General features: G+C 37.8%; 25 protein-coding genes and 1 tRNA gene. 17 read left to right on the top strand and 9 right to left on the bottom strand.

The window, feature by feature from the left end; translation table 11 throughout:
* The first annotated feature begins 1 nt into the window (after position 1).
* The 5 genes from KO513_RS02895 to KO513_RS02875 all read left to right on the top strand — a co-directional run bounded on the left by KO513_RS02895 (position 2) and on the right by KO513_RS02875 (position 6,630).
* Positions 2-583 (top strand): Maf family nucleotide pyrophosphatase, encoded by a 582-nt coding sequence (locus KO513_RS02895; protein WP_215912219.1) that lies wholly within the window; start codon positions 2-4, stop codon positions 581-583.
* A gap of 34 nt (positions 584-617) precedes the next feature.
* Positions 618-1,565 (top strand): septum formation inhibitor Maf, encoded by a 948-nt coding sequence (locus KO513_RS02890; RefSeq protein ID WP_215912218.1) that lies wholly within the window; start codon positions 618-620, stop codon positions 1,563-1,565.
* A 4-nt stretch (positions 1,566-1,569) separates the two neighbouring features.
* The gene (locus KO513_RS02885; RefSeq protein ID WP_215440664.1) at positions 1,570-2,115 is read left to right on the top strand and encodes a mechanosensitive ion channel family protein; all 546 of its coding nucleotides are present in this window, start codon (positions 1,570-1,572) and stop codon (positions 2,113-2,115) included.
* Positions 2,116-2,264: 149 nt separating this feature from the next.
* Positions 2,265-4,790, top strand: coding sequence for a PIG-L family deacetylase (locus KO513_RS02880; protein ID WP_215912217.1), 2,526 nt, complete (start codon positions 2,265-2,267; stop codon positions 4,788-4,790).
* Between the two features lie 106 nt (positions 4,791-4,896).
* Positions 4,897-6,630, top strand: coding sequence for a sodium:solute symporter (locus tag KO513_RS02875; protein WP_215912216.1), 1,734 nt, complete (start codon positions 4,897-4,899; stop codon positions 6,628-6,630).
* Between the two features lie 110 nt (positions 6,631-6,740).
* Here KO513_RS02875 and KO513_RS02870 read toward each other — a convergent pair whose 3' ends face one another.
* Both KO513_RS02870 and KO513_RS02865 read right to left on the bottom strand, forming a co-directional pair.
* Positions 6,741-7,589 (bottom strand): DUF2911 domain-containing protein, encoded by an 849-nt coding sequence (locus KO513_RS02870; protein WP_215912215.1) that lies wholly within the window; start codon positions 7,587-7,589, stop codon positions 6,741-6,743.
* 78 nt (positions 7,590-7,667) lie between these two features.
* Positions 7,668-8,867 carry a T9SS type A sorting domain-containing protein gene (locus KO513_RS02865; RefSeq protein ID WP_215912214.1) on the bottom strand — a complete coding sequence of 400 codons (1,200 nt, stop codon included), beginning with the start codon at positions 8,865-8,867 and terminating at the stop codon, positions 7,668-7,670.
* 155 nt (positions 8,868-9,022) lie between these two features.
* Here KO513_RS02865 and KO513_RS02860 point away from each other — a divergent pair, with 155 nt between their 5' ends.
* The 3 genes from KO513_RS02860 to KO513_RS02850 are packed head-to-tail and all read left to right on the top strand — an operon-like array spanning position 9,023 to position 11,536.
* Positions 9,023-9,520, top strand: coding sequence for an SRPBCC family protein (locus KO513_RS02860; RefSeq protein ID WP_215912213.1), 498 nt, complete (start codon positions 9,023-9,025; stop codon positions 9,518-9,520).
* 9 nt (positions 9,521-9,529) lie between these two features.
* The gene (locus KO513_RS02855; protein WP_215912212.1) at positions 9,530-10,222 is read left to right on the top strand and encodes an SDR family NAD(P)-dependent oxidoreductase; all 693 of its coding nucleotides are present in this window, start codon (positions 9,530-9,532) and stop codon (positions 10,220-10,222) included.
* A 3-nt stretch (positions 10,223-10,225) separates the two neighbouring features.
* Positions 10,226-11,536: a cryptochrome/photolyase family protein gene (locus KO513_RS02850; protein ID WP_215912211.1), complete on the top strand. Its 1,311-nt coding sequence runs from the start codon at positions 10,226-10,228 to the stop codon at positions 11,534-11,536.
* A gap of 8 nt (positions 11,537-11,544) precedes the next feature.
* Here the strand turns inward: KO513_RS02850 and KO513_RS02845 are convergent, their stop codons facing one another.
* On the bottom strand, positions 11,545-12,594 hold the full coding sequence (locus tag KO513_RS02845) for a DUF6340 family protein (RefSeq protein ID WP_215440674.1): 1,050 nt from the start codon (positions 12,592-12,594) through the stop codon (positions 11,545-11,547).
* 298 nt (positions 12,595-12,892) lie between these two features.
* Between KO513_RS02845 and KO513_RS02840 the strand changes: the two genes are divergently transcribed.
* On the top strand, positions 12,893-13,342 hold the full coding sequence (locus KO513_RS02840; protein WP_215440675.1) for a VOC family protein: 450 nt from the start codon (positions 12,893-12,895) through the stop codon (positions 13,340-13,342).
* A 53-nt stretch (positions 13,343-13,395) separates the two neighbouring features.
* Here the strand turns inward: KO513_RS02840 and KO513_RS02835 are convergent, their stop codons facing one another.
* From KO513_RS02835 to KO513_RS02820, 4 genes are all read right to left on the bottom strand, one after another.
* On the bottom strand, positions 13,396-13,716 hold the full coding sequence (locus KO513_RS02835) for a GNAT family N-acetyltransferase (RefSeq protein ID WP_215440676.1): 321 nt from the start codon (positions 13,714-13,716) through the stop codon (positions 13,396-13,398).
* Positions 13,717-13,742: 26 nt separating this feature from the next.
* Positions 13,743-15,050 (bottom strand): UDP-N-acetylglucosamine 1-carboxyvinyltransferase, encoded by a 1,308-nt coding sequence (gene murA, locus KO513_RS02830; RefSeq protein ID WP_215440678.1) that lies wholly within the window; start codon positions 15,048-15,050, stop codon positions 13,743-13,745.
* 16 nt (positions 15,051-15,066) lie between these two features.
* Positions 15,067-15,723, bottom strand: coding sequence for a DUF4290 domain-containing protein (locus KO513_RS02825; protein WP_215440680.1), 657 nt, complete (start codon positions 15,721-15,723; stop codon positions 15,067-15,069).
* Between the two features lie 81 nt (positions 15,724-15,804).
* Entirely contained in the window at positions 15,805-16,092 is a 288-nt protein-coding gene (locus tag KO513_RS02820; protein ID WP_215912210.1) for a DUF493 family protein, read from the bottom strand.
* A 69-nt stretch (positions 16,093-16,161) separates the two neighbouring features.
* On the opposite strand from KO513_RS02820, the gene KO513_RS02815 reads away from it, so the two are divergent.
* From KO513_RS02815 to KO513_RS02795, 5 genes are all read left to right on the top strand, one after another.
* Positions 16,162-16,743 carry an AAA family ATPase gene (locus tag KO513_RS02815; RefSeq protein ID WP_215440684.1) on the top strand — a complete coding sequence of 194 codons (582 nt, stop codon included), beginning with the start codon at positions 16,162-16,164 and terminating at the stop codon, positions 16,741-16,743.
* Positions 16,743-18,641, top strand: coding sequence for a RecQ family ATP-dependent DNA helicase (locus tag KO513_RS02810; RefSeq protein ID WP_215912209.1), 1,899 nt, complete (start codon positions 16,743-16,745; stop codon positions 18,639-18,641). Before KO513_RS02815 ends, KO513_RS02810 begins: the two co-directional genes overlap by 1 nt.
* Before the next feature lie 36 nt (positions 18,642-18,677).
* On the top strand, positions 18,678-19,625 hold the full coding sequence (fmt, locus tag KO513_RS02805; RefSeq protein ID WP_215912208.1) for a methionyl-tRNA formyltransferase: 948 nt from the start codon (positions 18,678-18,680) through the stop codon (positions 19,623-19,625).
* A gap of 174 nt (positions 19,626-19,799) precedes the next feature.
* The gene (locus KO513_RS02800; RefSeq protein WP_038233355.1) at positions 19,800-20,072 is read left to right on the top strand and encodes an HU family DNA-binding protein; all 273 of its coding nucleotides are present in this window, start codon (positions 19,800-19,802) and stop codon (positions 20,070-20,072) included.
* 114 nt (positions 20,073-20,186) lie between these two features.
* Complete coding sequence (locus KO513_RS02795) at positions 20,187-20,747, top strand: YqgE/AlgH family protein (RefSeq protein WP_215440689.1); 561 nt, start codon at positions 20,187-20,189, stop codon at positions 20,745-20,747.
* Between the two features lie 15 nt (positions 20,748-20,762).
* Here KO513_RS02795 and KO513_RS02790 read toward each other — a convergent pair whose 3' ends face one another.
* Both KO513_RS02790 and KO513_RS02785 read right to left on the bottom strand, forming a co-directional pair.
* Positions 20,763-21,605 (bottom strand): aminotransferase class IV, encoded by an 843-nt coding sequence (locus KO513_RS02790; protein WP_215912207.1) that lies wholly within the window; start codon positions 21,603-21,605, stop codon positions 20,763-20,765.
* 57 nt (positions 21,606-21,662) lie between these two features.
* A complete protein-coding gene (locus KO513_RS02785) occupies positions 21,663-22,046 on the bottom strand; it encodes an START-like domain-containing protein (protein ID WP_215440691.1) in 384 nt (127 codons plus the stop codon).
* A gap of 136 nt (positions 22,047-22,182) precedes the next feature.
* On the opposite strand from KO513_RS02785, the gene KO513_RS02780 reads away from it, so the two are divergent.
* The 3 genes from KO513_RS02780 (at position 22,183) to KO513_RS02770 (ending at position 24,584) form a co-directional block, all read left to right on the top strand.
* Positions 22,183-22,256: transfer RNA gene (locus KO513_RS02780), tRNA-Met, on the top strand.
* 15 nt (positions 22,257-22,271) lie between these two features.
* Positions 22,272-23,762, top strand: coding sequence for a tyrosine-type recombinase/integrase (locus tag KO513_RS02775; RefSeq protein ID WP_252735654.1), 1,491 nt, complete (start codon positions 22,272-22,274; stop codon positions 23,760-23,762).
* Between the two features lie 18 nt (positions 23,763-23,780).
* Complete coding sequence (locus KO513_RS02770) at positions 23,781-24,584, top strand: hypothetical protein (RefSeq protein WP_215912206.1); 804 nt, start codon at positions 23,781-23,783, stop codon at positions 24,582-24,584.
* Positions 24,585-24,788 lie beyond the last annotated feature (204 nt).

The raw sequence follows: 24,788 nt of genomic DNA, 5'->3' as shown, positions 1-24,788 counted from the left end.
TATGCTCAACCTGAACCAACACACCATCATACTTGCCAGTGGCTCCCCAAGAAGACATCAGTTTTTAAAAGAAATGGGGATTCCGTTTGAGGTCCGATTAAAATCGGTAGATGAAATTTACCCTCCCGAATTAAAAGGAAGCGAGATTAGCGATTATTTAGCAAAATTGAAAGCAGATGCTTTTGACGGGGCATTGAAAAAAGAAGAGATTCTGATTACTTCGGACACCGTAGTCTGGCACAATGGTATTTCATTGGCCAAAGCAGCAGATGCCGAAGAAGCCTACGAAATGATAAAAGCGCTATCCGGAGATTGGCACGAGGTCATAACATCGGTTTGTTTTACTACACCCAACAGTCAAAAAGTAGTTAATGAAATTACCCGGGTCAAGTTCCGGAATTTATCCGACGAAGAAATCCGTTATTATATTAACACTTACAAACCCTATGATAAAGCAGGTGCATATGGTATTCAAGAATGGATAGGCCTTACCGCAATTGAAGAGATTAAAGGGTCTTACCCTAATGTTGTGGGGCTCCCCACCCAGTTGGTATACAAAACGTTAAGCACTATGGTTAAATAGTTCTTTTTGATTAATTTTAATAAAAATTCATCTCATGACAACCGGAACAAGACAAAACCTATCGCTTATAGTCATTGCTGCGCTCTTATCTTTTACCCAATCCTGTAAAGAGGTTGGAAAAGATACAAATAAAGAGGTAGCCCTAAATACTGAAAAGCCCGTAGAAACATCAAAAAAGGAGCTTTCCAGTGAATTTAAGGAGTATTGGTATGGCGGAGAGGCGGAAATAACATCTTACAAATTAGAACAGGCCCGCTATGGTGAAATCCGAGACGGCGAAGCGGTTTTAATTTATGTTACGGAACCTTTTTTGAAGAAGAAACAAGTAAAAGCGGATGGACATAATCCTGGTAACATCCCCGTTTTAAAACTCAATTCCACAAAAAAATACCTTACCGGAATTTATCCTTATGCCATCATGAACAGTACTTTTTATCCCGTTCATGACAATGACCACGCCATTAAGGTCTCCTTCTCTGCACAGGAATGGTGCGGGCAGGTTTACGCACAACTTAACAACCGGGATAAATTTGATGTAATGTCTCACTCTTATTTTGAAAGTGAGGCGGACCAAAATTTACAATTAGAGAAAACAACTCTTGAAAACGAGCTTTGGAACAAAATTCGTATCGCACCAAAATCTTTACCAACAGGCGAATTGGAAATAATTCCTTCAATGGAATTTATTAGACTATCTCACAAAGAGTTAAAAGCATATAAATCAACTGCAAGTTTAAGTGATGCCAATGGTATTTCAACCTATAAAATAACGTATCCGGAATTAGAAAGAACCTTAGAAATAAATTTTACCACTGCCTTTCCGCATAGTATTGAAAGCTGGACGGATACCTTTGTAAGTGGCTTTGGAAAAAACGCTAAATCCATGACCTCTACCGCTACCAAAATAAAAACTTTAAAGACTCCCTATTGGCAACAAAATGGAAATAAGCATCTATCTTTGCGGGATAGTTTAGGTTTATAAATTTATGCAAGAATTTCTTATTTCCAACAAGCACGAAATCATAGCTACAGCTATTACTTTCTGCATCCTTCTAATTCTAAAATTTATAACGGATAAAACCATTCGTAAAATTGGCAGAATTAGTGATATTGTTGAAGCACGCACCCTTTTAATTACAAAATACGCCTCTTTACTCCTTACTTTAATTGGGTTTGGGGTCATTTCCTTTATTTGGGGCGTAAATTTCAAAGAAGTAGGCCTTGTGTTTTCTTCGGTCTTCGCCGTAATTGGGGTTGCCTTATTCGCCAGTTGGTCTATTCTGAGCAACATAACTGCAGGTGTAGTTCTGTTTTTTTCATTTCCGTTTAAAATCGGGGACAAGGTTAAAATTCTAGATAAGGATATAGAGTCCGAAGAACCTTTTTTAATAGAGGACATAAGGGCTTTTCATGTAAGCCTAAGAAAATCCAATGGCGAACTTTTGGTATACCCGAACAATTTGATGATGCAAAAAGCGGTAACGCTTATTTACAATTCGGAAGATACCCCAGACGGTAGTGAAGAAGCTTAATCTTAAACATCCTTAATTTATGGGTAAAACCAGAAATTTAATTTTGTTAAAGAAGTTTTAAAAACCCCGCTTGCCCCCTTTAAACTTTCTATCTTTGATTTGGTGCCATCTCTGTAAATTGGTGGCTTCACCAAACAAAAACCAACTTTATGCGATATCTTTTGGCAATCTTTGCCGGAACTTTTCTGTCCTTAAACATTACTTATGCACAGAAACCTGTGCAACCGTCCACTTCCGAGATTTACCATTCCCTTGAAAAACTTAATTTCTTGGGTACCGCATTGTACATTGCCGCACACCCGGATGATGAAAACACAAGGCTTATTTCCTACCTGTCCAACCATACCAAAGCCAGGACCGGTTACCTTTCATTAACTAGGGGCGATGGTGGACAAAACCTAATTGGTCCTGAATTGCGTGAGCTTCTTGGAGTTTTACGTACGCAAGAGCTTCTGGCCGCCAGACGCGTAGATGGTGGAGAACAGTTTTTTTCCAGAGCCAATGATTTCGGATACTCAAAACACCCGGACGAAACCCTTGAAATATGGGATAAAGAAGCAGTGCTAGGAGATGTGGTTTGGACCATTAGAAACTTTAGACCAGATGTAATCATAAATAGGTTTGACCATAGAAGTCCGGGAACTACTCACGGGCACCATACTTCATCTGCAATGCTCAGTTTTGAAGCTTTTGATTTAGCCAATGACAAGTCTGCGTACAGTGAGCAATTGAAACTGACCCAAACTTGGCAGCCCAAAAGGCTTTTTTTCAACACATCATGGTGGTTTTACGGCAGCCAAGAAAAGTTTGATAAAGCCGATAAATCCAAAATGGTGAATTTGGATATTGGAACTTATTACCCAGTACTTGGGAAGTCCAACAACGAAATTGCGGCATTGGCCAGCAGTCAGCATTTGTGCCAAGGGTTTGGTCGCCTATCACAACGCGGCTCGGAAAATGAATATGTAGAATTGCTGAAGGGAACAATGCCCAACAACTCCAATGATATTTTTGAAGGAATAGACACCTCTTGGTCTCGCATAACCGGTGGAAAGGCAGTTGGGGAGATTCTTTATGCAGTTGAAAAGAATTTTGATTTTACCAACCCATCCAAACATTTGCCCCAATTATTGGAAGCCTACGAGCTGCTCCAAAAAGTTGAAGACAATTACTGGAGGGAATTAAAGTCACAAGAACTAAAGATCATAATTCTGAACATTAGCGGTCTCTATTTAGAAGCTTCCGCCGAAACCTCATTTACAAACCCTGGCGGCAAAATTAAAATTAACGTAGAGGCCGTGAATAGGAGTTCTTCGGATATTACTCTGAATACTATTTCCATTTCTTCAACAAATAAAACTATTCAACCTTCCATCGCACTAAAAAATAACGAGAAGCAAAATTTTGAAATTGATATAGACGTACCAAGTGCTACAAATTACACAAGCCCTTATTGGCTAAACGAAAAGGGTAGTTTAGGCATGTACAAGGTAGATGACCAAAGCCTTATTGGCAAGCCCGAAACACCACGCGCATTTCTGGTGAAATTTGAGCTTGAATTTAATGAAAAAAGTATAACAATTGAAAAGCCTGTTATACATCACTATGCTAAGCCGGATAAAGGCGAAATCTTTCAGCCTTTTGAGATACTTCCCGAAGCAACTGCAAGTTTTAGTGATAAAGTTTTGATTTTTGCCGATGGTGAACCTAAAAAAGTGCCCGTTACGATTAAAGCCCATGCCGATAATATAAAGGGAGAGCTTTTGCTTAACCATTCCAAAGTTTGGGGCATAGATGCTGAATCAAAGTCTTTTGAGATTGCAAAAAAGGGAGACCAACAAACCTTGGTTTTCACTTTAACCCCACCTGCAACCGAAGATGAGAGCTATATTTCACCCATCATAAAATTAAACGGCAAGGAGGTTACTAAGGAGCTGGCGATTATAGCCTATGACCATATTCCAACCCAGTCCGTTTTACTGCCATCAGAAGCTAAAGTAGTCCGCCTGAACATTAAAAAATCTGGAGAACACATTGGTTATATTGTTGGTGCCGGTGACGAAGTCCCAGAGAGTTTAAGGCAAATTGGTTACATTGTACACACCATTGACCCAAATACTATAGCTAAGGGAACGTTGGACAAGTATGATGCCGTAGTGGTTGGAATTAGAGCATATAACGTACTTGACCAATTAAAGTTTAAACAACGGTATCTTTTTGATTATGTTGAAAACGGAGGTAATCTTGTGGTGCAATACAATACTGCGGGAAGATGGGGAGACCAATTTGAAAACCTTGCGCCCTACCCTATTACCTTGTCTAGAGACCGGGTAACCGATGAAAACTCAGCTGTTGAAATATTGGCCAAAAAACATGCTTTAATAAATTACCCCAATAAAATTAACAAAGATGATTTTAATGGGTGGGTACAAGAACGCGGATTATACTTCCCGAGCAAGTGGTCCAAGGAATTCACCCCTATTTTATCTATGAGCGATAAAGGGGAGTCTGCAAAAAAGGGAAGTCTTTTAATAGCTCCTTACGGAAAAGGGAATTACATTTATACAGGATTGAGCTTTTTTAGAGAGCTACCTGCAGGCGTACCCGGAGCATACAAGTTGTTCGCCAACATGCTCTCCGTTGAAAAGAATATACAACCTACCAAATTGAATTAGACCATGTTAGACAAGTTCGATTGGAAAAAAGAATACTCGCTAGTACTGATACTGAATATCGTCTATGTGCTAATATTTAGCTACTTAATGACCGCATTTACCTAATATGGGAACATTAGATTGGATTGTTTTATCAAGTACACTCCTATTCATTGTTGCATACGGTGTTTGGAAAACCAAAGGCAGCAAAAGCGTAGAAGACTATGTTGCTGGAGGAAAAGACGCCAAATGGTGGACCATAGGTCTATCCGTTATGGCAACACAAGCCAGTGCCATAACGTTCCTTTCAACGCCGGGACAAGCCTTTCATGACGGTATGGGCTTTGTGCAATTTTATTTTGGGTTGCCATTGGCCATGATCATTATCTGTTTGGTGTTCATTCCCATTTACCACAGGCTAAAAGTGTATACCGCCTATGAATTTCTTGAAAATCGTTTTGATTTAAAGACCAGGTCACTAGCCGCTATACTATTTTTAGTGCAAAGAGGCCTTGCGGCAGGTATTACCATTTTTGCGCCATCGATCATCTTATCGGCAGTACTGGGTTGGGACCTAAGGACTCTTAATATTATTATTGGCGTGTTGGTTATCATCTATACCGTATCCGGAGGAACCAAAGCAGTAAGCGTTACGCAAAAGCAGCAGATGTTCATTATTATGACCGGCATGTTCATCACCTTCTTTTTTATATTGGGGTACCTTCCGGCAGACATCAATTTTGGAAAAGCACTTAAAATAGCCGGGGCCAGCAACAAACTGAATATCATAGACTTTAGCTTTGACACCAAAAGCAGGTATACTTTTTGGAGCGGAATAACGGGAGGACTCTTTTTAGCACTCGCCTATTTTGGTACGGACCAAAGCCAGGTACAACGGTATCTTTCCGGAAAATCACTACGTGAAAGTCAATTAGGATTAGTCTTTAACGGATTACTTAAAATACCAATGCAATTCTTCATCCTATTGGTAGGCGTTATGGTATTTGTGTTTTATCAGTATAATCCATCACCTTTAAACTTTAACCCAGCCGCTACCGAAGCCGTTATGAGCTCCGAATATGCAAAGGACTATTCCATTCTACAAGAAGGACAGGAACGCCTAGAGGCCGAAAAGAAAATGGCGCAGAATAAATTCTCTGCAGCCTTGGAGCTTAAAGAGTATAGTGCAGTTGAAGAGGCCAAGCAGGAAATAATTCGTTTAAATGTTAAAGATAGTACCAACCGTGCCGCTGCCAGAGCCCTTATAAAAGAAGCGGATGACGTGGTCGAAACCAATGATAAAGATTATGTCTTTATCCATTTTATACTACATAATCTTCCTAGAGGTTTAATAGGGCTACTTTTGGCAGTTATATTATCTGCAGCCATGTCCTCCACGGCTTCGGAACTTAACGCCCTAGGTACTATTACAGCCTTAGATTTATATAAAAGAAACAAGAAAGACCCCTCTACGGACGAGCACTATGTTAAAGCAACAAAATTTTTCACCCTTATCTGGGGAATTATAGCCATTTTTATAGCCAGTATCGCCAACCTGTTCGACAATCTTATTCAATTAGTAAATATTATTGGTTCTGTGTTTTACGGTAATGTTCTAGGTATATTCCTGTTGGCATTTTTCTTTAAGTTCGTAAAAGGTAATGCTGTATTCTTTGCGGCTGTACTTACTCAGTTAATTGTCTTTGTGCTTTTTTACAATCTCATATTCATTCACCCTACCGGGGAGGAAAAGTTAGGATATCTTTGGCTGAACTTTATAGGCGCGGCCATGGTAATCGCAATGGCAATTGCTTTTGAAGGGTTTGACAGGCTATTGAAGAAACCGCTGGCAAGTAAATAATTTATAGAAGTATTCCTGCTTTATATTTTTACATTTTTTCTTCAGTACGTATAAAATAAAACCCCGGCCTTCCAATGGAAGGCCGGGGTTTTTATATAAGAATACAAAGCTTATTTAGCGCTCCACTCTTTAATAGAGTCGGTATTCATTTTAACGTAATCATCATTACCTGCTTCTTTTGCCTTTTCCAAAGACTTTTTAGCAGTTTTGATAGCTCCTTTTTTATCGCCCGATTTTGCCTGAATAAGGGATTGCTGACGCAATTGCCAAAAAGCAGGCTCTTCAGTCATGGACATAGCCTTGTCCATCCATTCAGATGCTTTTTTAATGTCTTTATCCTCACTTGAAAAATAAACAGCGGCAGCGTAGTAATCATCTGCTTTTGGAGAACCCGCCATAGTTTTTTCAATATCCGCCATTACTTTTGAATCCGTTGGAACTTCAAAAGGAACAGCAACATAAGTTTTCTCCCACATCATTCCTAAATTGGCAGAATTACTTGTCATATCATCTATTGTAATAGTAAACGCCTCAATATCTACAGGTAACGTATAAACTTCTGCTGATGTTTTGGCTACTACTTTACTATCGTCCCAATTTTTAGGTGTACCACCTCCATCAATATCCGTATAAAAGAAAACTTCCCAAGAACTTGCTCCTGGCTTCGTAAAAATGGAATATGTACCTGCCTTAACATCTTGACCAGCTATTTTTACGTCATCACTAAAACTTACTTTAGTATACGCATTAGCTCCTGTTCTCCATAATTTGCCGTGCGGAACAAGATCTCCAAAAATAGTTCTCCCACGCATTGATGGCCTAGAATACTCTACGGTAACATCTGTTAAACCTACGGTTTGTTGTAGCTTAGAAGCTGGACTAGGTGCTGGTGTGTTTATTTGGGCCTGCATAGTAACAGAAGCAAATATTACACTTGCTAAAAGGATAATTTTTTTCATTTGAATTGATTTTTTAGTTTCCACAAAACTAAATATAAACCATCTTACATATGTTAATGAAATCCTAAATTAGACCGCTTAAAATACTACGAAAGGCTGTGAAACTACTTTACTCTCAAGAAAAAAAGTTAGATAGTAAACCCCTGATTTTAAAGTGGAAGTATCAATACGTGTCTCACTACTTAAATCTTCCTTAAAATGACTAACACGTTTACCTAACGCATCATAAACAACCTTGGACAATACCCTCTCATTGGAGTTTAGCTTATATTCTAACTGCTCAGCACCAAGTTGCTTATACAATATTAAATCATCCTTATCGGTAGGTTTCAACTCTTCTGAAGGCAAAGGATTGTCAGAACCCATTTCCTCTTCTTCTTCTTCAGTCTCTTCTAACTCGTCCGTATCTAGTTCTTTTTCAAGTGTAGAAAAACCAAATAACTTGGGCTTAAACAACAAATTCCAATTATCATTTTCAAAACGCTCTGACGTCATCAAATAAGAATTACTATCCAAAGAGGCAATACTTTCAATCTGTGCATTTTCAATACTCATCGGTAGCCTCTCAACAGAATCTTTAAATACCTCAGAAGAAGTTGCTCCTTCAATTTTAAATATAAATGGGGCCAAAACTGAATTGTAACCAACTATATACAATGATTTTGATAACGGATTATATTCCGCTCCCGTAACCAAACCATCTACGAAATAGTCATCCAACCGTTTTGCTACATGCTTTCCGGGCTCCGTAGACAGTTGATAAGCAACCGTACCCTTAGATTGCCATTGCTTGGTAAAAATTAAAAGTTGGTTCTCTACTACAACTAAAGCTTCGGCATCCCAGTCACTATTTCCGCTATTTTCAAAATTTTCCTGATCCTCATAAGTGAATTCAATCTTATCTGCGACTACATTATCAGACTTTAAATAATCGGATTTAGAAATACGATATACTGCTAAATCCCTTCTAACTCCATTATTATTCCCAAAATCCCCTATATAAATGAATGTATCATCTTGAGCAATATCTTCCCAATCGTTATTTTCAACATTTGTAATGCTTACGGTACGACTTACCTGAAAAGAAAGCGTATCTATCTCGTAAAGTTCAGGAAGATTACCAGAATCGTTATGAGTTATAAGTCTACCGTCAAAAAAAAGCAATCCTGAACTTTCGGATACCTCTGTAGGCAATTCACCTACTTCTCTTTGGGAATTTTGGGCCGATAAAAATAAACCGGAGAAAAGTAAAAGAAAAAACAGCAGTAAGTTTTTCATAGCATAGATACGCCTGTAATGTACAAAATAGATGCTACACTAAAGAACTCTTTAAACTTTCAAAAGAAAATGAAACCCCAAACAAATTGCCAATAGAGACAATTTGTTTATCAATAAAATAAAAATGTTAAACAAAATGTATTTACATTTGTTTTATGAAGTTATATCAGCTACGTTCCAAACAGTCATTTCCCATAAGCGTAAAAGAAGCGTGGGACTTTCTATCAGACCCAGGCAATCTTAAGGTTATTACCCCGCCACATATGGGTTTTGAAATACTCTCAGGTAATGACCGCGCCATGTTTCCAGGACAAATTATTCAATACACCGTTTCCCCTTTTCCTGGATACAAAACTAAATGGGTTACCGAAATTACCCATGTAAAGGAGGGCGAGTACTTTGTAGATGAACAGAGATTTGGTCCTTATACACTTTGGCATCACAAACATTTCATTAAACCTATTGACGGTGGCGTAGAAATGGAGGATGTAATAGATTATAAAATTCCTTTTGGGATTTTTGGACAAATGGCCCACCCACTTTTGGTTAAAAAGCAGTTGAAACAAATTTTTGCTTTCAGGGAACAAAAATTGATAGAACTATTTGGAAGCCTTAAGAATACTACAAAAGAGCTGCAATTTAAAACGATTTAAGATTTTTCCATGAAAAAAAATATACTTTTAATAGGAGGTTCGTATGGTATTGGTCTTCAAATAGTAAAGCAACTCGCTGATGAGTATACGGTATATGTTGCCTCTAGAACATCTGACGGACTGAACGGAACAGGTGCCATCCATATTCCTTTTGACGCGAACACTGATGTATTAGATACTACAATTCTTCCCAAGGAACTGCATGGTTTTGCCTACTGCCCAGGATCCATCAACTTAAAGCCTTTTAAAATGCTTTCTCTGGAAACTTTTGAAACAGATATGCAGCTGAATTTCTTTAATATGGTTAAAGTAGTTAAAGATATTTTACCTTTAATGGTCTCTGGAGGAGCAATAATTCTGTTCAGCACGGTTGCCGTTGGCTCCGGAATGCCCTATCACACGAGTGTTTCCGCAGCCAAAGGTGCAATTGAAGGTTTTGCTAAATCTATGGCGGCAGAATATGCGCCCAACATTAGGGTTAATGTAATTGCACCATCTTTAGTAAATACGCCATTGGCTAAACGCTTACTGAGTAACGAGAAAAAAATAGAAATGATGTCTCAAAGACACCCTTTAAAGCGTATTGGTGAGGTTAGTGATATTGCAAATACAGCGGTGTTCTTGTTAAGTGAAAAAAGTTCATGGATTACTGGTCAAGTAATAGGTGTTGACGGAGGAATGTCAACTTTAAATTTAAGTTAGTTTATGGCAGATAAAATATCGATTTTTTGGTTTAGAAGAGATTTACGTCTAGACGATAATATTGGGTTCCTAGAAGCCCTAAAGGGCAATTATAAAGTGTTGCCCATTTTTATTTTTGATTCTGAGATTCTTGAAAACCTTCCAAAAGATGATGCCAGAGTTACTTTTATCTACGAGAACTTGCAGAGAATGCGAGATACGCTTCAAAGTAAAAACCATAGTTCTATAGCAATCTACCACGGTAAACCTATATCTATATTCAAGGATTTACTTAGTCAATATGCAATAAATGCAGTCTACACAAATCATGATTACGAGCCTTATGCCAAAAAAAGAGATGAGAGTATAAAAGAGCTACTCCAAGAGAACGACGTTACTTTTCACACCTTTAAAGATCAGGTTGTTTTTGAAAAGGATGATATTCTTAAAAGTGACGGTGACCCGTACATTGTGTATACCCCTTACAAAAACAAGTGGAAAGAACATTTTAACCCGGATGAACATTTAACCATTCATTACACAAAACAATACCGAGACAACCTTATTCAGAATACGAGACTACCAAATCTCTCTTTAACGGATATGGGTTTTAAAACTTCATCCTTAAAAATTCCAGAATATACGGTTACCCCAACCCTAATTGATAATTATGAGAATACCAGGAATTACCCGGCCATAGAAAACGGTACATCATTGTTAGGACCACATCTACGGTTCGGAACGGTGTCCATCCGAAAAATGATAAAAAAGGCGATTGCCGAAAAAAATGAAGTTTTTTGGAGCGAACTTATTTGGCGTGAGTTTTTTATGCAAATTCTATGGCACTACCCTAGAACCGTAAATGAAGCGTTCAAAAAGAAATATGACCGAATAAGTTGGAGAAATAACGAAGACGAATTTGAAAAATGGAAGGAAGGGAATACGGGTTACAAACTGGTTGATGCAGGAATGCGGGAATTAAATGAAACGGGATATATGCATAACCGAGTACGAATGCTCGTCGCCAGCTTTCTTTGCAAACACTTACTTATAGATTGGCGTTGGGGCGAAGCGTATTTTGCCGAAAAGTTGTTGGATTATGAAATGAGCAGCAATGTGGGCAATTGGCAATGGGCAGCGGGAAGTGGTGTTGATGCCGCTCCTTATTTTCGCATTTTTAACCCAATGACTCAGGTTGAAAAGTTCGATAAGGATAAAAAATATATTTCAAAGTGGGTTCCCGAGCACCATACGGAAGACTACGTACAAAAAATGGTAGACCATAAAGAAGCTCGGGAACGGTGCTTAAAAACGTATAAGGAAGCACTTAACTAAAGCGAAACCTAACGGGAAAGTTGTCTTTCTAATTGACGTTTTTCTTGCATACGATATTTAAGGATGTTCACGTAACGCAATGCCTCTCCGTTATTATAGTCCGTATAAGATTTAGAGGCCCATTCCATCGCCTTTTCTAAATCACCGTTAATTTCATTTATGATTGCCATATTATAACAAGCCCTACCGGCTATTTTACCGTCCGGATTATTCACTTCCTTTTCCCAAAGAACGGCCGCTCCATCCCAATCACCTGTCTGGGCACGTCTTTTTGCAATTACAAAATTCTCGGTACCTTTTACAAAGTAATCTCTGGAAACCCTTTTTCTTAAAGGTCTTACATCATAACCATAAGAATTACCGATGTTACTACTACGTTGAATAACAGCTTCTTTTCTTCCAATTACCGCCTCAACCGCTTTCATAGGATTAACACCGGACCCAATAGATGTGATACGATCATTAAAAGTATACTCATCCAATATTAATTTGTTCTGTGGGTCATACACGCGCCATCCATTTTTAATAGCGGTATTAAGTGTAACCTTATGACCCGGCAGCGAAGCTTTTATGCCTAAATCATTTGGTATGGTTACCGTGGTAAGTTCATAATCTACTCGCGTATCCGTATCGTAGAACTCTAATGAAAATAGTACATCTACATCATTAGCATCGCAAATTTCTTGAACCGACTGCCAGTCCAAAGCTGCAGGAAAAATGCCTAGCCCTTTTCGTTGAATATCCGTATCATCAATAATAGTAATGGTTTCAAAACGAGTGTTGCGCGTAAGCTCATCATAAAGTCCCGTTACAGCAGACTCTGCTCCTTCCCTGTCCAAATTGAGTCCCTCTAAAGAAAGAATCTTATCTATTTTATCTACCACTTTGTTTTCTTCGGATGGAATACTCCTATTAATTAGACCCACGCGTGATGCATTTGAGGGTAAGCTTATACGTGCTGGCTCAGTAGCACCCATTGTTAATTTGTTAGTTGACACGCAACTGGATAATAGCAGTAATATAGCTCCGGCGGAAAGTAGTTGGTTAAGATTTTTCATGGGACAAAAGTTAAATCGTTATCTCTTTTCAAAAAATTAAAAAGTTTAAGTAGGTTCGATATAAACTAAAACCCGTCCTAATTATTGCTTTTAGCCCAGCTATGATCAATAAACTCGACCAACTACATCTTTTTTATCGGTGAATTATAAGAATCACGTTTAAGAGTCTTCACTTAAACCTTCTAAATTATGTATAGACCAGTTACTGGCTCCCATTATTGAAATGCTTTTGTATCTTACACACCCAAAATACAGCGCTAAGCTGTTTTTATATGAATCCCATACTATTCCAAACCACATGAAAAAAATCCTTTTTGCATTTATTTTTGTAGCCGGCACCACTCTATTGGCTCAAGCACAAACTTTTGATTTTAAAATTGATCATTTTGCGCTAGTCGTTGAAGATTCTGATATTAGTGCAGATTTCTACGCAAACATTCTAAAATTAGAAGAAACGCCACATCCTGATTTAAAACCTGGTTTCAGGTGGTTTATTGTAAGTGGAAATTCTCAGATTCACCTAATCGAAAAGGAATTTGCGCCCTTTGAAAAGAATAAATCCATGCATCTATGCCTTTCCACGCAAGATTTAGATGGAATGATAGCCCATCTTGAAAAAAACAATATCAAATATTGGGATTGGCCCGGTAAAGAAAATGCAGTCACTTTACGTACAGACGGTGTACGCCAAATTTATATTCAGGACCCGGATAAATATTGGATAGAAATCAATACAGCAAAACATTAAAACGAGAAAGAGGCCTTATGGGCCTCTTCTCTATTTTAGTATATTTTCAACTTTTACTTAATTGAATATCCAGGAGCCAAGACAGCTTTACCTTCTTCCGGGTGACGTTTGAGATATGCTGCCACAAACGGACATAAAGGAGCCATTTTCATACCACTCTCCTCTATAAATTTCAATACTTTTGAGACCAAAGCACTTCCCACACCTTGCCCACCTAAAGATGAAGGCACTTCTGTATGTGTTAAGTACATGATGTTCTGTTTGGAAATCATATATTCCATAAAGGCTATCTCCCCATCAACATCCATCTCAAACCTACCTTTCTCTCCCTTCTTATTTACAAGTGGAATTTTTGAAAAGTCTCTTTTTTCCATAAGAAAGACGCTAGGGGTTCACTGATTTAAACTCTGGTAATTTTAGCACCAATAGCACGTAAACGTGTATCAATATCTTCATACCCACGATCTATCTGTTCGATATTATGAATAGTAGATGTTCCTTTTGCGGATAGGGCTGCTATCAGCAAAGAAACTCCTGCCCTAATATCCGGAGATACCATGGTGGTTGCCTTTAATGTAGATTTAAAGTCGTGCCCAATTACGGTAGCACGGTGTGGATCACAAAGAATAATCTTAGCACCCATATCAATCAATTTATCCACGAAGAACAAACGGCTTTCAAACATCTTTTGATGAATAAGCACCTCTCCTTTTGCCTGTGTGGCAACTACCAGAATAATACTCAATAAATCCGGTGTTAGACCTGGCCATGGCGCATCTGCAATTGTAAGGATAGAACCATCTATAAAGTTCTGTATCTCGTACCCGTTGGTATGCTTAGGTATGAATATATCGTCATCCTTTTTTTCTACGGTAATACCCAGTTTTCTAAAAACCGTAGGTATTTGTCCCAAATCGTCCCAACTTACATTTTTGATAGTAAGCTCGCTTTTGGTCATTGCCGCCAATCCGATCCAGCTTCCTATTTCGATCATATCCGGAAGCATTCTATGTTCCGTTCCTCCTAAGGAATCTACGCCTTCAATTTCCAGTAGGTTTGACCCCACACCGGAAATCTTGGCGCCCATACGGTTCAGCATTTTACACAACTGCTGTAAGTAAGGCTCACAGGCCGCATTGTAAATTGTTGTTTTTCCTTCGGCAAGAACAGCTGCCATGAGAATGTTAGCAGTACCTGTTACGGATGCTTCATCCAGCAGCATATACGTGCCTTTAAGTTTTTTGGCCTCAACACCGTAGAAATATTCTTCTTTGTTGTATCTAAACTTGGCGCCCAGTTTTATAAATCCTTCAAAGTGCGTATCCAAACGTCTACGACCAATTTTATCACCGCCTGGCTTAGGAATGTATCCTTTTCCAAAACGTGCCAACAAAGGACCAACTAGCATAATAGACCCTCTAAGACCGCGACCATCTTCTTTAAATTGGTCAGACTGTAGGTAGTCTAGATTTATATCATCTGCTTTAAAGCTATACGATCCTTTTGCTTTTTTCTGGATTTTTACACCCAAATCTTCAAGCAACGCAATCAGCTTATTTACGTCTACAATGTTAGGAATGTTGTTTATGGTAACCGTTTCATCAGTAAGTAGTACGGCACAAAGAATCTGTAAGGCTTCATTTTTAGCGCCTTGTGGCGTAATTTCACCAGAGAGCTGGTGACCGCCTTCAATTTTAAAGGTACCCATGTAAGATTGAGGAGTATTAATATCGCTTTTTACCGCGATTGTTATTGTTTCGTTGGTTGTTTTTCTTTCCTGAATTATTGTTCCTTGAAGTTTTAGCTACACGATTTTTCAAAAACTGTCCGCTATCCGTAAGGTTTTCTCCACTAAGGTCTATTTGTCCGTCACTGAGTTCAAGTAAATGATTGAAAATTGCTTTATCATCAACCGTATCCTTGTTCCAGTTCAGGTAACATTTTTTCATGTGATTGGCAATGGCATATTCCAACCCATCACGCATATCTCCTTTTTCCCATTTTACGGCAACATCAATCATTCTCTTGATATTGTTTCCGTAAAAACGGTATTTTGGAAAATTCTGAGGATACTCCAAAGGCTCAGGACGCTTCCTAAGTACCTCTTTACTCGTAATAGGAAAAGGCGATTTTACATCCAATTTAAAATCGGACATAATAAACAACTGATCCCATAATTTATGCTGAAAATCAGGTACATCTCTTAGGTGCGGCTGAATATTACCCATAACACTAATAATAGCTTGGGCCACTTTGTTTCTCTCTTCTTCGTCTTCTATAGAAATGGCATGATCTACCATTTTCTGAAAATGACGCCCGTATTCGGGAATGATCAATTTTGACCTTTCCGTGTTATATTCTAGGTTTTCTACTAAATTCAAATTGAAAATTTTTGCTTAAAAAAATTAAGGAAGTGTTCTTATAACGTCTGCAAATTAAGAAAATTATGGTTCAAATACTATTTAAAGGGATATAACCCCTTCAACCTTGCCCACTTCTTTGTATTTCTCTATTACCGCATCCGGGTTTTTCATGTTTACCGTTATGGAAACACTGGTATACTTTCCGTTTTTAGATTCCTTTAATTCTATTACAGCTCCTGTATTATCAAAAATTTTATGAATTTGATCTACTTTTTCAGGAATGGATTGTACTATAAATTTATATAAGTAATTAGAAGGCCAAGTTGTACTCTCTCCTAGTTGCTCTCGTAAGCGCTTATAGAACGCTTCTGGATTTTCTTTGTCCATATAACCATTTTTTACAAAGATAACGGTTCAACCTCAATTTTAATATCATAATGGAATGATTACTTTTGCATGAACAACAATTATCTATTGGATCTTAAAAAAGTAGTTATTACAGGTGGCCCAAGTACGGGCAAAACATCGGTTATAGAGAATCTTGAAAAGAAAGGTTTTCCGTGTGTTCATGAACTCATCCGAAGTATGACTTCGTCTGAAAAAAATGAAGACAAAACCACTAATTTTGAAGTTAACCCCATAGTTTCGGTAAAAGACCCTAAAAAGTTTAACCAAAATCTTTTAGACGGAAGAATAAAACAATATACCGATGCGGATTCCATAAATGGAGAGGTGGTGTTTTTTGACCGTGGAATTCCAGATGTTCACGCCTACATGAACTGTTTTGGGCAAGAGTATAGCACAGAATTTGAAAAACCTTGTTACACCTACAAATACGATCAGATTTTATTGATGCCGCCTTGGAAGGAAATACATGTGGTGGATAACGAACGTTTTGAATCCTTTGAGGAAGCAGAACGCATTTATGAACATCTCAAAACCACATACGAGCATGTTGGTTACCCTATAACATTAGTACCTATAGGTACCATTGAGGAACGCACCCAATTTATTTTAGAACTGCTAAACCTAAAGTAATGCACAAAGACCCGATATCCATTTTACGGCAATATTGGGGCTTTAATAGTTTTAAAGGTTCCCAGAAAAAAATCATAGATGCCATTATTGACAAACAGGATGTATTGGCCCTACTACCTACCGGTGGAGGAAAATCTGTTTGTTTTCAGGTTCCCGCCATGGCCCAAGAAGGTCTCTGTATTGTAGTTTCTCCTTTAATAGCATTAATTCAAGATCAGGTAGAAAGCCTTAAAAGAAAAGGCATAAAAGCCATTGCCCTAACCGGAGGAATTCCCTTTAATGAGCTTTTGGACCTGTTGGACAATTGCCTGTACGGCGGATACAAATTTGTCTATCTATCTCCCGAGCGTTTGCAACAAGAATTAGTCCAAGAGAAAATACGCCAAATGAACGTAAACCTCGTAGCCATAGACGAGGCCCACTGCATTTCTCAATGGGGACACGATTTTAGGCCAGCGTATCTTGAATGCGCCCAACTACGAAAACTGTTGCCACAGACTCCGGTAATAGCACTGACCGCAACCGCTACAGACCGCGTTGCCGATGACATTATTGAGAGCCTTCGCCTTACCGCTCCTACCGTGGTAAAGGATTCTTTTGCCAGAAGCAACATTGCTTTTAAGATTTTATGGGAGCAGGACAAACATTACAGATTGGCCCAGTTATGTTCTCAAATAGAGAAAAGCGGGATTGTTTATGTGGGCACCCGAAGAGGAACCGTAGAGCTTTCACAATTTTTAAATTCCAAAGGGTGTAGTGCTACTTTTTTTCATGGGGGAATTCCCAAAAAAGAAAAAGAGAAAAAGTTGAATCTTTGGCTAACCAACAAAATACGGATTATGGTGGCCACTAACGCTTTTGGAATGGGAGTTGACAAACCTGATGTTTCCTTGGTGGTCCACTACCAAATACCGGATTGTCTTGAAAACTACTACCAAGAAGCCGGTAGAGCGGGACGTGACGGCCAACCAGCAGAGGCCGTTCTTATTACCAACCCTAATGACGAAGAGCAGTTAAAGAATCAGTTTTTAAGTGTGCTTCCGGACACCGCTTTTCTAAAAAAAATCTACAACAAACTCAATAATTTCTTCAGAATAGGATATGGCGAAGGAAGTCATGAAACGTTTCAATTCAATTTTAATGAATTTGTTAGAATCTATAGTTTAAATTCATTTCTAGCCTATAACGGATTAAAAATTTTAGACCGAAACTCGGTAATTTCCCTTTCGGAATCCTTTTCAAAAAAAACACTGGTTCAGTTTATATCGGACAAGGACACTATTTTTGACTACTTGGATATGCATAAAGGCTCCGCCAATATTATCCAAACCATTTTAAGGACTTACGGTGGAATTTTTGACTTTGAGACCAAAATGGACCCAAGTTTGGTGGCTAAGAAAACAAATACTTCGGAACAACATATTTTTAAAGTTCTGGAACAAATGAAGAAAGACGACATCATAACGTTTGAAGCCCACCAGAGCGATCTGGAAATTACCTTTCTTGTACCTCGCGAAGATGACCTTACTATAAATGTCTTTGCAAAAAAAGTAAAGGAGCAGAACCAGGTGAAAACCGAAAAGGTTTTCCAAATGATAGATTACGTTAAGAATACTACTATATGTAGGAGCAAGCAGATTTTAGAATACTTTGGAGAAAAAGACACAGCAGACTGCGGTAAGTGCGATGTCTGCTTGTCAAAAGGAATTATACAAAAACCAACTTTTGACCAAGTATCAAAAGAAATTAGCTCGTTGCTATTAGAATCACCATATACTTCAAGAGCAATCATACGTGCCATGACCTATAAAGAACCCATTGTTTTAAGGACACTACAGCTTATGCTAGAAGATGGAGATATTACAATCAATACCAAAAACGAGTATACACTAAAATAGGTTTTACTTCATTCGAAATAAAAAATAGAGAACACAATGAGAGATTTACGCATCGTTTTTATGGGAACCCCAGAGTTCGCCACTACCATTTTAGCCTCACTTGTAGAAAACAACTATAATGTGGTAGGTGTAATAACGGCACCGGACAGACCTGCCGGAAGGGGGCGAAACCTGCAACAATCGCACGTAAAAAAGTACGCCCTAGAAAACAATCTAAAAGTACTCCAGCCTACCAATCTTAAAAATGATGATTTCTTAAGCGAATTAAAGGCGTTAAATGCAAATCTTCAGGTTGTGGTTGCTTTTCGCATGTTACCCAAAGCTGTATGGGCCATGCCGGAATACGGTACTTTTAACCTGCATGCATCACTTTTGCCGGATTATAGAGGGGCTGCGCCTATAAACTGGGCCATAATGAACGGAGAAAAAGAAACAGGGGTTACCACTTTCTTTATAGATGATAAAATAGACACCGGAGAAATTATCTTGCAAGACCGTACGGATATTGACGAAAATATGTCTGCCGGGGAATTACATGACAAATTAATGGTCATGGGAGCCAACCTTGTTCTAAGGACGGCAGAAGCCATTGCCAAAGGCCCGGTGACCACTATAGCTCAACCCACTACAAAAGAATTAAAAGAAGCTTTTAAGATACATAAGGATACGTGCGAAATTAATTGGAATGCTCCTATAAATGATATATATAACCATATAAGAGGATTAAGCCCTTACCCCGGTGCTTGGACCAACTTGATAAATGGGGAAGAAAAGATCTTTGTAAAAATCTATGCCACTGCGAAGGAAAAAACTGACCATCAATTACAAGTAGGAGAAATAGAGGCTACTAAAAAGGAACTCAAAATTGCAGTAGACGGAGGCTATATTAACCTATTGGAAATGCAATTACCAGGTAAGAGAAAAATGAAAGTAACCGATGTTCTAAATGGCCTAAACTTGCAAAAAAATGCTAAAATGGCGTAAAGCCCTAGTATCATTGGGCTGCGAGAAGCGTAAAAAAAGCCCTACTTTATCAACAAACGCCTATAGTTATTAACAAAAACGCCGATTTCCCCCCAATTTACTTGCGTTGGAAGCAAATCCGTATAAATTTGTTTAACATTAAAATACGTTTAACAACAATTAATTAATTAAATTATGAACAAAACAGAATTGATCGATGCAATGGCAGCAGACGCCGGCATCACAAAAGCCGCAGCAAAAAAAGCATTGGAATCTTTCCTAGGAAATGTTGAAGGTTCTCTTAAAGGAGGTAACCGAGTTTCTTTAGTTGGTTTTGGATCTTGGTCAGTATCAAAAAGAAATGCAAGAGAAGGAAGAAACCCATCTACGGGTAAAACCATCAAAATTGCAGCTAAGAACGTTGTTAAGTTCAAAGCAGGATCTGACTTGGCTAATTCAGTAAACTAAGACTTACGAGCCATATTATAAGAAAAGCGTCTACAGTGTAGACGCTTTTTTTTTTATTCGTATTTGCTTTTTATAAGAAATGTCTTATTTTAGTTATAACTAGTTCATATAATTATGGTAGATCTGAAACCAAACAAAGGCAAGCTCCTAATTGCCGAACCGACCTTAACCGGAGACGTGTCCTTTAATCGTTCAGTAGTTCTTTTAGCGGAGCATAACGAAGAGGGATCCGTTGGTTTTATCTTAAACAAACCTTTAGAGTACACCATTAGCGAGCTTATAACCGAAATAGAAATCCCGTTTCAAGTATATAACGGTGGTCCTGTTGAGCAGGACAATCTTTATTTTATTCATAAAGTCCCGGATTTAATAGCCAATAGCATTGAGATTTCCGATGGTATTTATTGGGGAGGAGATTTTGAGAATACCATTGGCCTTATCAACGAAAAAATAATATCGGAAAATGATATCCGGTTTTTCCTTGGTTACTCAGGTTGGTCTTCATTCCAATTGGACAAAGAGCTACTTTCCAAATCTTGGATCGTTGTAGAAAATGACTATGAAAGCTCCCTGATCCATAAATCTTCCGAAGCATTTTGGAAAGAGAAAATGGTAGAACTGGGCGGTGATTATCTTCTTTGGTCCAATTCTCCTGAAAACCCAAGCTTAAATTAAAGCTGCACCTTAATCTTAAGAAAGACGTGCCGTTGCATTTAACTTGCCCAAAAGTTCTTTTGCTACCGCATTCCCAAATTCTTTTTTCCTGTACTTGGTAACAGGCTGTATACCCACAATGCTGTTTGTAATGAACAATTCATCTGCCTTTTGCAGTTCAAAAGGAGATATGGAAGCTTCTTGAAATTCGTAACCCTCAATTTTGCTAAAAATATCGATTAGTTTCTTTCTAACAATACCATTAAGGCAACCATCTTTTAATGGAGGAGTTTTAATTACCCCGTTCTTTACAAGAAAAATATTGCCATTTAAAGCTTCTACTACTTGTTTTAAACCGTTCAATAGAAGACAATTTTGGTAATCGTTTTCCTTGGCAAAAACACTTCCTACCACATTTATAATCTTATTGTTCGTTTTTAAGGTAGATAACATGTCCGCATTTACGTAAAAGTCCTTAAAAAGTTCCACTTCATAAAAATCTTCACTTAACACGAAAAAAGGGCTTTTAAGTGGCAAAGCTTCTATACAATAGCTGATTTCATTTGTTGCTGGTAGATAAAGACCTCCCTTTTCCCTAAAAATAGTGAGTCTAACCCTAGATTGGCCTCCTAAATCATTCGCCTCTACTATCTCACCTATTTTAGACTCCAAGAACTCCATAGTGAACTCCATTGGTATTTCCATACGGAGAATACGCATAGAAGCCATTAACCTAAGGTAATGGTCTTCCCAGAAAAAGAGTTTTCCGTTAACCATTCTCATGGTTTCAAAAAGGGAGTCACCATAACGTAACCCTCTGTTCTGGTGGTCTAAAAATTGTATGTTTTCCTCTAGTAGATTTCCGTTGTAGCTAACCATAAAAAAGTCCCGATAATTTATCGGGACCAAATATAAGATGATATTAGAAGAATACGGTTACTTAGAGCCTAAAACCTGTTTAAGATCCGTTACTTGATTGGTCCAAAGCATTTTGGCCTCATCTACTTCATCTTCCTCGGCAAAATCGGTTATAAATAGTGATACATCCTTGGTAATTTCATCAACAATTATTTTCAATTCAAAATATGAATCGTCTTCATTGTCTACCCATGCGAATTTTACAAATTCATCACTTTTTCGCTTTAATAATTTTGCTTCCTCTTCGGCACCGTCCCATATAAAACTGAACATTTCACCTCTGGAGTTTACATTATCGGCAAACCATTCGGAAAGTCCTGACGGGGTTGACAAGTACGTATATAGCAACTGTGGCGAAGATTGTATTACAAATTCTAGTTCAAATTTTATTTTATCGTCCATTCTTAAGTGTTTACGATGGGCAATATATAGATTTCCTTATGATAAAAAAATAAAAGAGATAGAATAATTTTAGCAAAGTATTGCCCAAGAACAAGAAATAAACTTTATATTTGCAGCCGTTTAGAAATAACAATACGGCGAGGTAGCTCAGTTGGTTAGAGCGTCGGATTCATAACCCGGAGGTCGGGGGATCGTGCCCCCCTCTCGCTACAAGGCTTAAAACCAATGAAAACAACGGATTGTGTACTCACAAGCCGTTTTTTTATGCCTTCTATTTCCGTACTTTTACAAAACGTACACGAAACAGTACACACTTTTAGAATGAAACCAAACTTTACCGAGCCAAAGATTTATACTGGCGGAGTGGATATTAAACAGTGGTCCAAACTCACCAAAACTGAACAAGAAAATGCCCTGAACAAATCTTGGTATATCTATTTTTCCTTTCGTGATCCTAATACTGGGATACTTAAACGCCAACCCAACATCAAAGCTGGTGCGAACCGATTTACCAATAAAAGGGAGCGACTTTCCTTTCTGAAAATTCTTCAGGCTAAGTTAATTTTGCTTTTGAACGAAGGGTTTAGTCCTTATCAAAGAAATATAGAACTGGAAAATAAGTTCAAAAACCCTGAACAGGTTAGCGAGCAAATTAAAGATACTCCTCAGCTCCCCGTGAAAAGAACTGAAGAGGTCAAAAAAGTAATTGTTCCAAAACCGACCGCTCCACCACCCCCTAAAGAAATAGATATTTTTTCTGCGTTGGATAACGAACCCATTGGGGGCAATGATGAAATCATTGAAACTACAGAGGAACCCAAAATATCCGTTGCGGAAGCTTTTGAACTCGGTTTTAAAATAAAAAAGAGTACTCTTAACGCTAATTCGTTTTCAAAGTATTCAAATCGGATTATCAGGTTTCAGAAGTGGTTGGATGAAAACAATGTCGACACTTCGGATATTAAGAATATAAATAAGAAAATCGTCATTCAACATTTAAATTGGGTACTTCAAAAAACCAGTGCCAGAAACAGGAACAATGTAAGAACAGCTTTAAGTTCCTTTTTTACCACTCTGGAGAACAATGAACTCATAGAAGATAACTTCATCCTTAAAATCAACATATTGAAATCTGTTCCTAAACGGAACAAAACCTACACACCTCAATTAATAAAGGATATTGACAATTATATGACTGAGAACGATCCATTATTGCGTTTGTTCGTTCAATTTGTATCCTACAACTTTTTACGCCCTATTGAAGTGTGCAGATTAAAAATAAGAGATGTTGATGTTCAAGACCAAAAACTATATGTTAGGGCAAAAAACAAACCTGTAAAAATAAAGATTATACCAAAAATCATGCTTGATGTATTACCTGATATTTCAAAAATGAGAAAGGATGATTTTCTTTTCACTCCATACGGAATTGGCGGAAAATGGGAGGCCGATGAAACTCAGAAAAGAAACTACTTTTCTAAGCGCTACAAAAAAGTCAAGGACCATTTTAAACTAGGGGAAGAATATGGCCTATATAGTTTTAGGCATACCTTTATTACGCGCCTTTATAGGGAAATGGAGAAAAATAGTACTCCGGAAGTTGTAAAAAGTAGATTGATGCTTATAACTGGACATTCTACAAGAGATTCGTTAGATAAATACCTTAGGGATATAGACGCTGCGTTACCGGAAGATTACTCAAAGCTTTTAGAATAATAGAATTAAATTGAACCAATGACTTACTTCGGACTATTAAAAGACTTGGATTTAAATTCAGTAACTCTAAACGAGCTAAAAGAAATACATCTATCCAATGGACTGTTTCAAAAAGTGGACCGTGTCATGCTTTCCCTTGATAAGAGCCCGAATCCGGTTACTCAACAGAACAGTCAACCGGTGTACGTACCCAATAGCGAAATGTGCAAAGAATTTTATGATTACATCCTTGAGGTTTACGAGGATGTAATCGAAAATTCCCTAATAGGGTTTCTATACAACTTTGAAGAAGATGTCATGGGGCTCGATGAAATAGAGGCTAGAAAGATTGCCCTGAATTATTATAAAGAGATTGCTCAGTTTATCATAAAAGATGAATTTGATATCCTAAGCGTTAACAATTCAGAAACTGGCTTTACTAATATGAAAAGGGCAAAAAAGCTAGAGCTTTTTAATATGAGAAAGGAAGTGTTACAAGAAATACTTGTTACCCAAAACCCTATGCCACTCACCCACTTCCTTGTTGGTGACACTAACTATTTTGATGAAACCTTAATATCTAAACTTCCTATATTTGATGAAGTACTGAAGTTTGAAGCTTCATTAAAAATTATGTTGATTTTAAATGAACAATATAATTTTGAACAGGATGACACCAATTCTAACCTTGCCGCAAAACGGCAATCAGCATCTTCACCAGAAAAGAAACTAAAAGTTAAAAAGAAAAAGGCACCCCTATTATCTGAAAGTGATGCCATAAACTTTTTGATCGACAATGTTTTTATCAAACAAGCGGAAAAGAATACAACCAGAATCTCCTAGTAATTTTCGCCCTATTCAATCCAAATCTTTAATTGAAATTCAACAAGAATGGAAAACACTTGGTCCTGATTACAGTAGTATATACCATTTTTGACCGTTATCTCCATGATTAGGCCACGTACAAGAAAAAAATGTAATCTATTGATTATCAGGTTATAAAAATATATTGTGTTTTAAAAAATGGGCTTACCACCGGCTTACCAC

Source organism: Zobellia sp. B3R18 (genome assembly GCF_018860715.1).
Taxonomy (GTDB): Bacteria; Bacteroidota; Bacteroidia; order Flavobacteriales; family Flavobacteriaceae; genus Zobellia; species Zobellia russellii.
The sequence above is the reverse complement of the archived record's forward strand: the minus strand, read 5'-3'. Positions and strand labels throughout refer to the sequence as shown.

What these genes read in the sequence shown, in the direction of transcription:
- KO513_RS02800 (WP_038233355.1), top strand. Translation starts at nt 19,800, where the DNA reads ATGAACAAAACAGAATTGATCGATGCAATGGCAGCAGACGCCGGCATC.
- KO513_RS02770 (WP_215912206.1), top strand. Translation starts at nt 23,781, where the DNA reads ATGACTTACTTCGGACTATTAAAAGACTTGGATTTAAATTCAGTAACT.
- KO513_RS02820 (WP_215912210.1), bottom strand. Translation starts at nt 16,092, where the DNA reads ATGGACAAAGAAAATCCAGAAGCGTTCTATAAGCGCTTACGAGAGCAA.
- KO513_RS02775 (WP_252735654.1), top strand. Translation starts at nt 22,272, where the DNA reads ATGAAAACAACGGATTGTGTACTCACAAGCCGTTTTTTTATGCCTTCT.
- KO513_RS02895 (WP_215912219.1), top strand. Translation starts at nt 2, where the DNA reads ATGCTCAACCTGAACCAACACACCATCATACTTGCCAGTGGCTCCCCA.
- fmt (WP_215912208.1), top strand. Translation starts at nt 18,678, where the DNA reads ATGAGAGATTTACGCATCGTTTTTATGGGAACCCCAGAGTTCGCCACT.
- murA (WP_215440678.1), bottom strand. Translation starts at nt 15,050, where the DNA reads ATGGGTACCTTTAAAATTGAAGGCGGTCACCAGCTCTCTGGTGAAATT.
- KO513_RS02795 (WP_215440689.1), top strand. Translation starts at nt 20,187, where the DNA reads ATGGTAGATCTGAAACCAAACAAAGGCAAGCTCCTAATTGCCGAACCG.
- KO513_RS02845 (WP_215440674.1), bottom strand. Translation starts at nt 12,594, where the DNA reads ATGAAAAATCTTAACCAACTACTTTCCGCCGGAGCTATATTACTGCTA.
- KO513_RS02840 (WP_215440675.1), top strand. Translation starts at nt 12,893, where the DNA reads ATGAAAAAAATCCTTTTTGCATTTATTTTTGTAGCCGGCACCACTCTA.
- KO513_RS02880 (WP_215912217.1), top strand. Translation starts at nt 2,265, where the DNA reads ATGCGATATCTTTTGGCAATCTTTGCCGGAACTTTTCTGTCCTTAAAC.
- KO513_RS02785 (WP_215440691.1), bottom strand. Translation starts at nt 22,046, where the DNA reads ATGGACGATAAAATAAAATTTGAACTAGAATTTGTAATACAATCTTCG.
- KO513_RS02860 (WP_215912213.1), top strand. Translation starts at nt 9,023, where the DNA reads ATGAAGTTATATCAGCTACGTTCCAAACAGTCATTTCCCATAAGCGTA.
- KO513_RS02810 (WP_215912209.1), top strand. Translation starts at nt 16,743, where the DNA reads ATGCACAAAGACCCGATATCCATTTTACGGCAATATTGGGGCTTTAAT.
- KO513_RS02865 (WP_215912214.1), bottom strand. Translation starts at nt 8,867, where the DNA reads ATGAAAAACTTACTGCTGTTTTTTCTTTTACTTTTCTCCGGTTTATTT.
- KO513_RS02850 (WP_215912211.1), top strand. Translation starts at nt 10,226, where the DNA reads ATGGCAGATAAAATATCGATTTTTTGGTTTAGAAGAGATTTACGTCTA.
- KO513_RS02855 (WP_215912212.1), top strand. Translation starts at nt 9,530, where the DNA reads ATGAAAAAAAATATACTTTTAATAGGAGGTTCGTATGGTATTGGTCTT.
- KO513_RS02875 (WP_215912216.1), top strand. Translation starts at nt 4,897, where the DNA reads ATGGGAACATTAGATTGGATTGTTTTATCAAGTACACTCCTATTCATT.
- KO513_RS02885 (WP_215440664.1), top strand. Translation starts at nt 1,570, where the DNA reads ATGCAAGAATTTCTTATTTCCAACAAGCACGAAATCATAGCTACAGCT.
- KO513_RS02790 (WP_215912207.1), bottom strand. Translation starts at nt 21,605, where the DNA reads ATGGTTAGCTACAACGGAAATCTACTAGAGGAAAACATACAATTTTTA.
- KO513_RS02835 (WP_215440676.1), bottom strand. Translation starts at nt 13,716, where the DNA reads ATGGAAAAAAGAGACTTTTCAAAAATTCCACTTGTAAATAAGAAGGGA.
- KO513_RS02890 (WP_215912218.1), top strand. Translation starts at nt 618, where the DNA reads ATGACAACCGGAACAAGACAAAACCTATCGCTTATAGTCATTGCTGCG.
- KO513_RS02815 (WP_215440684.1), top strand. Translation starts at nt 16,162, where the DNA reads ATGAACAACAATTATCTATTGGATCTTAAAAAAGTAGTTATTACAGGT.
- KO513_RS02870 (WP_215912215.1), bottom strand. Translation starts at nt 7,589, where the DNA reads ATGAAAAAAATTATCCTTTTAGCAAGTGTAATATTTGCTTCTGTTACT.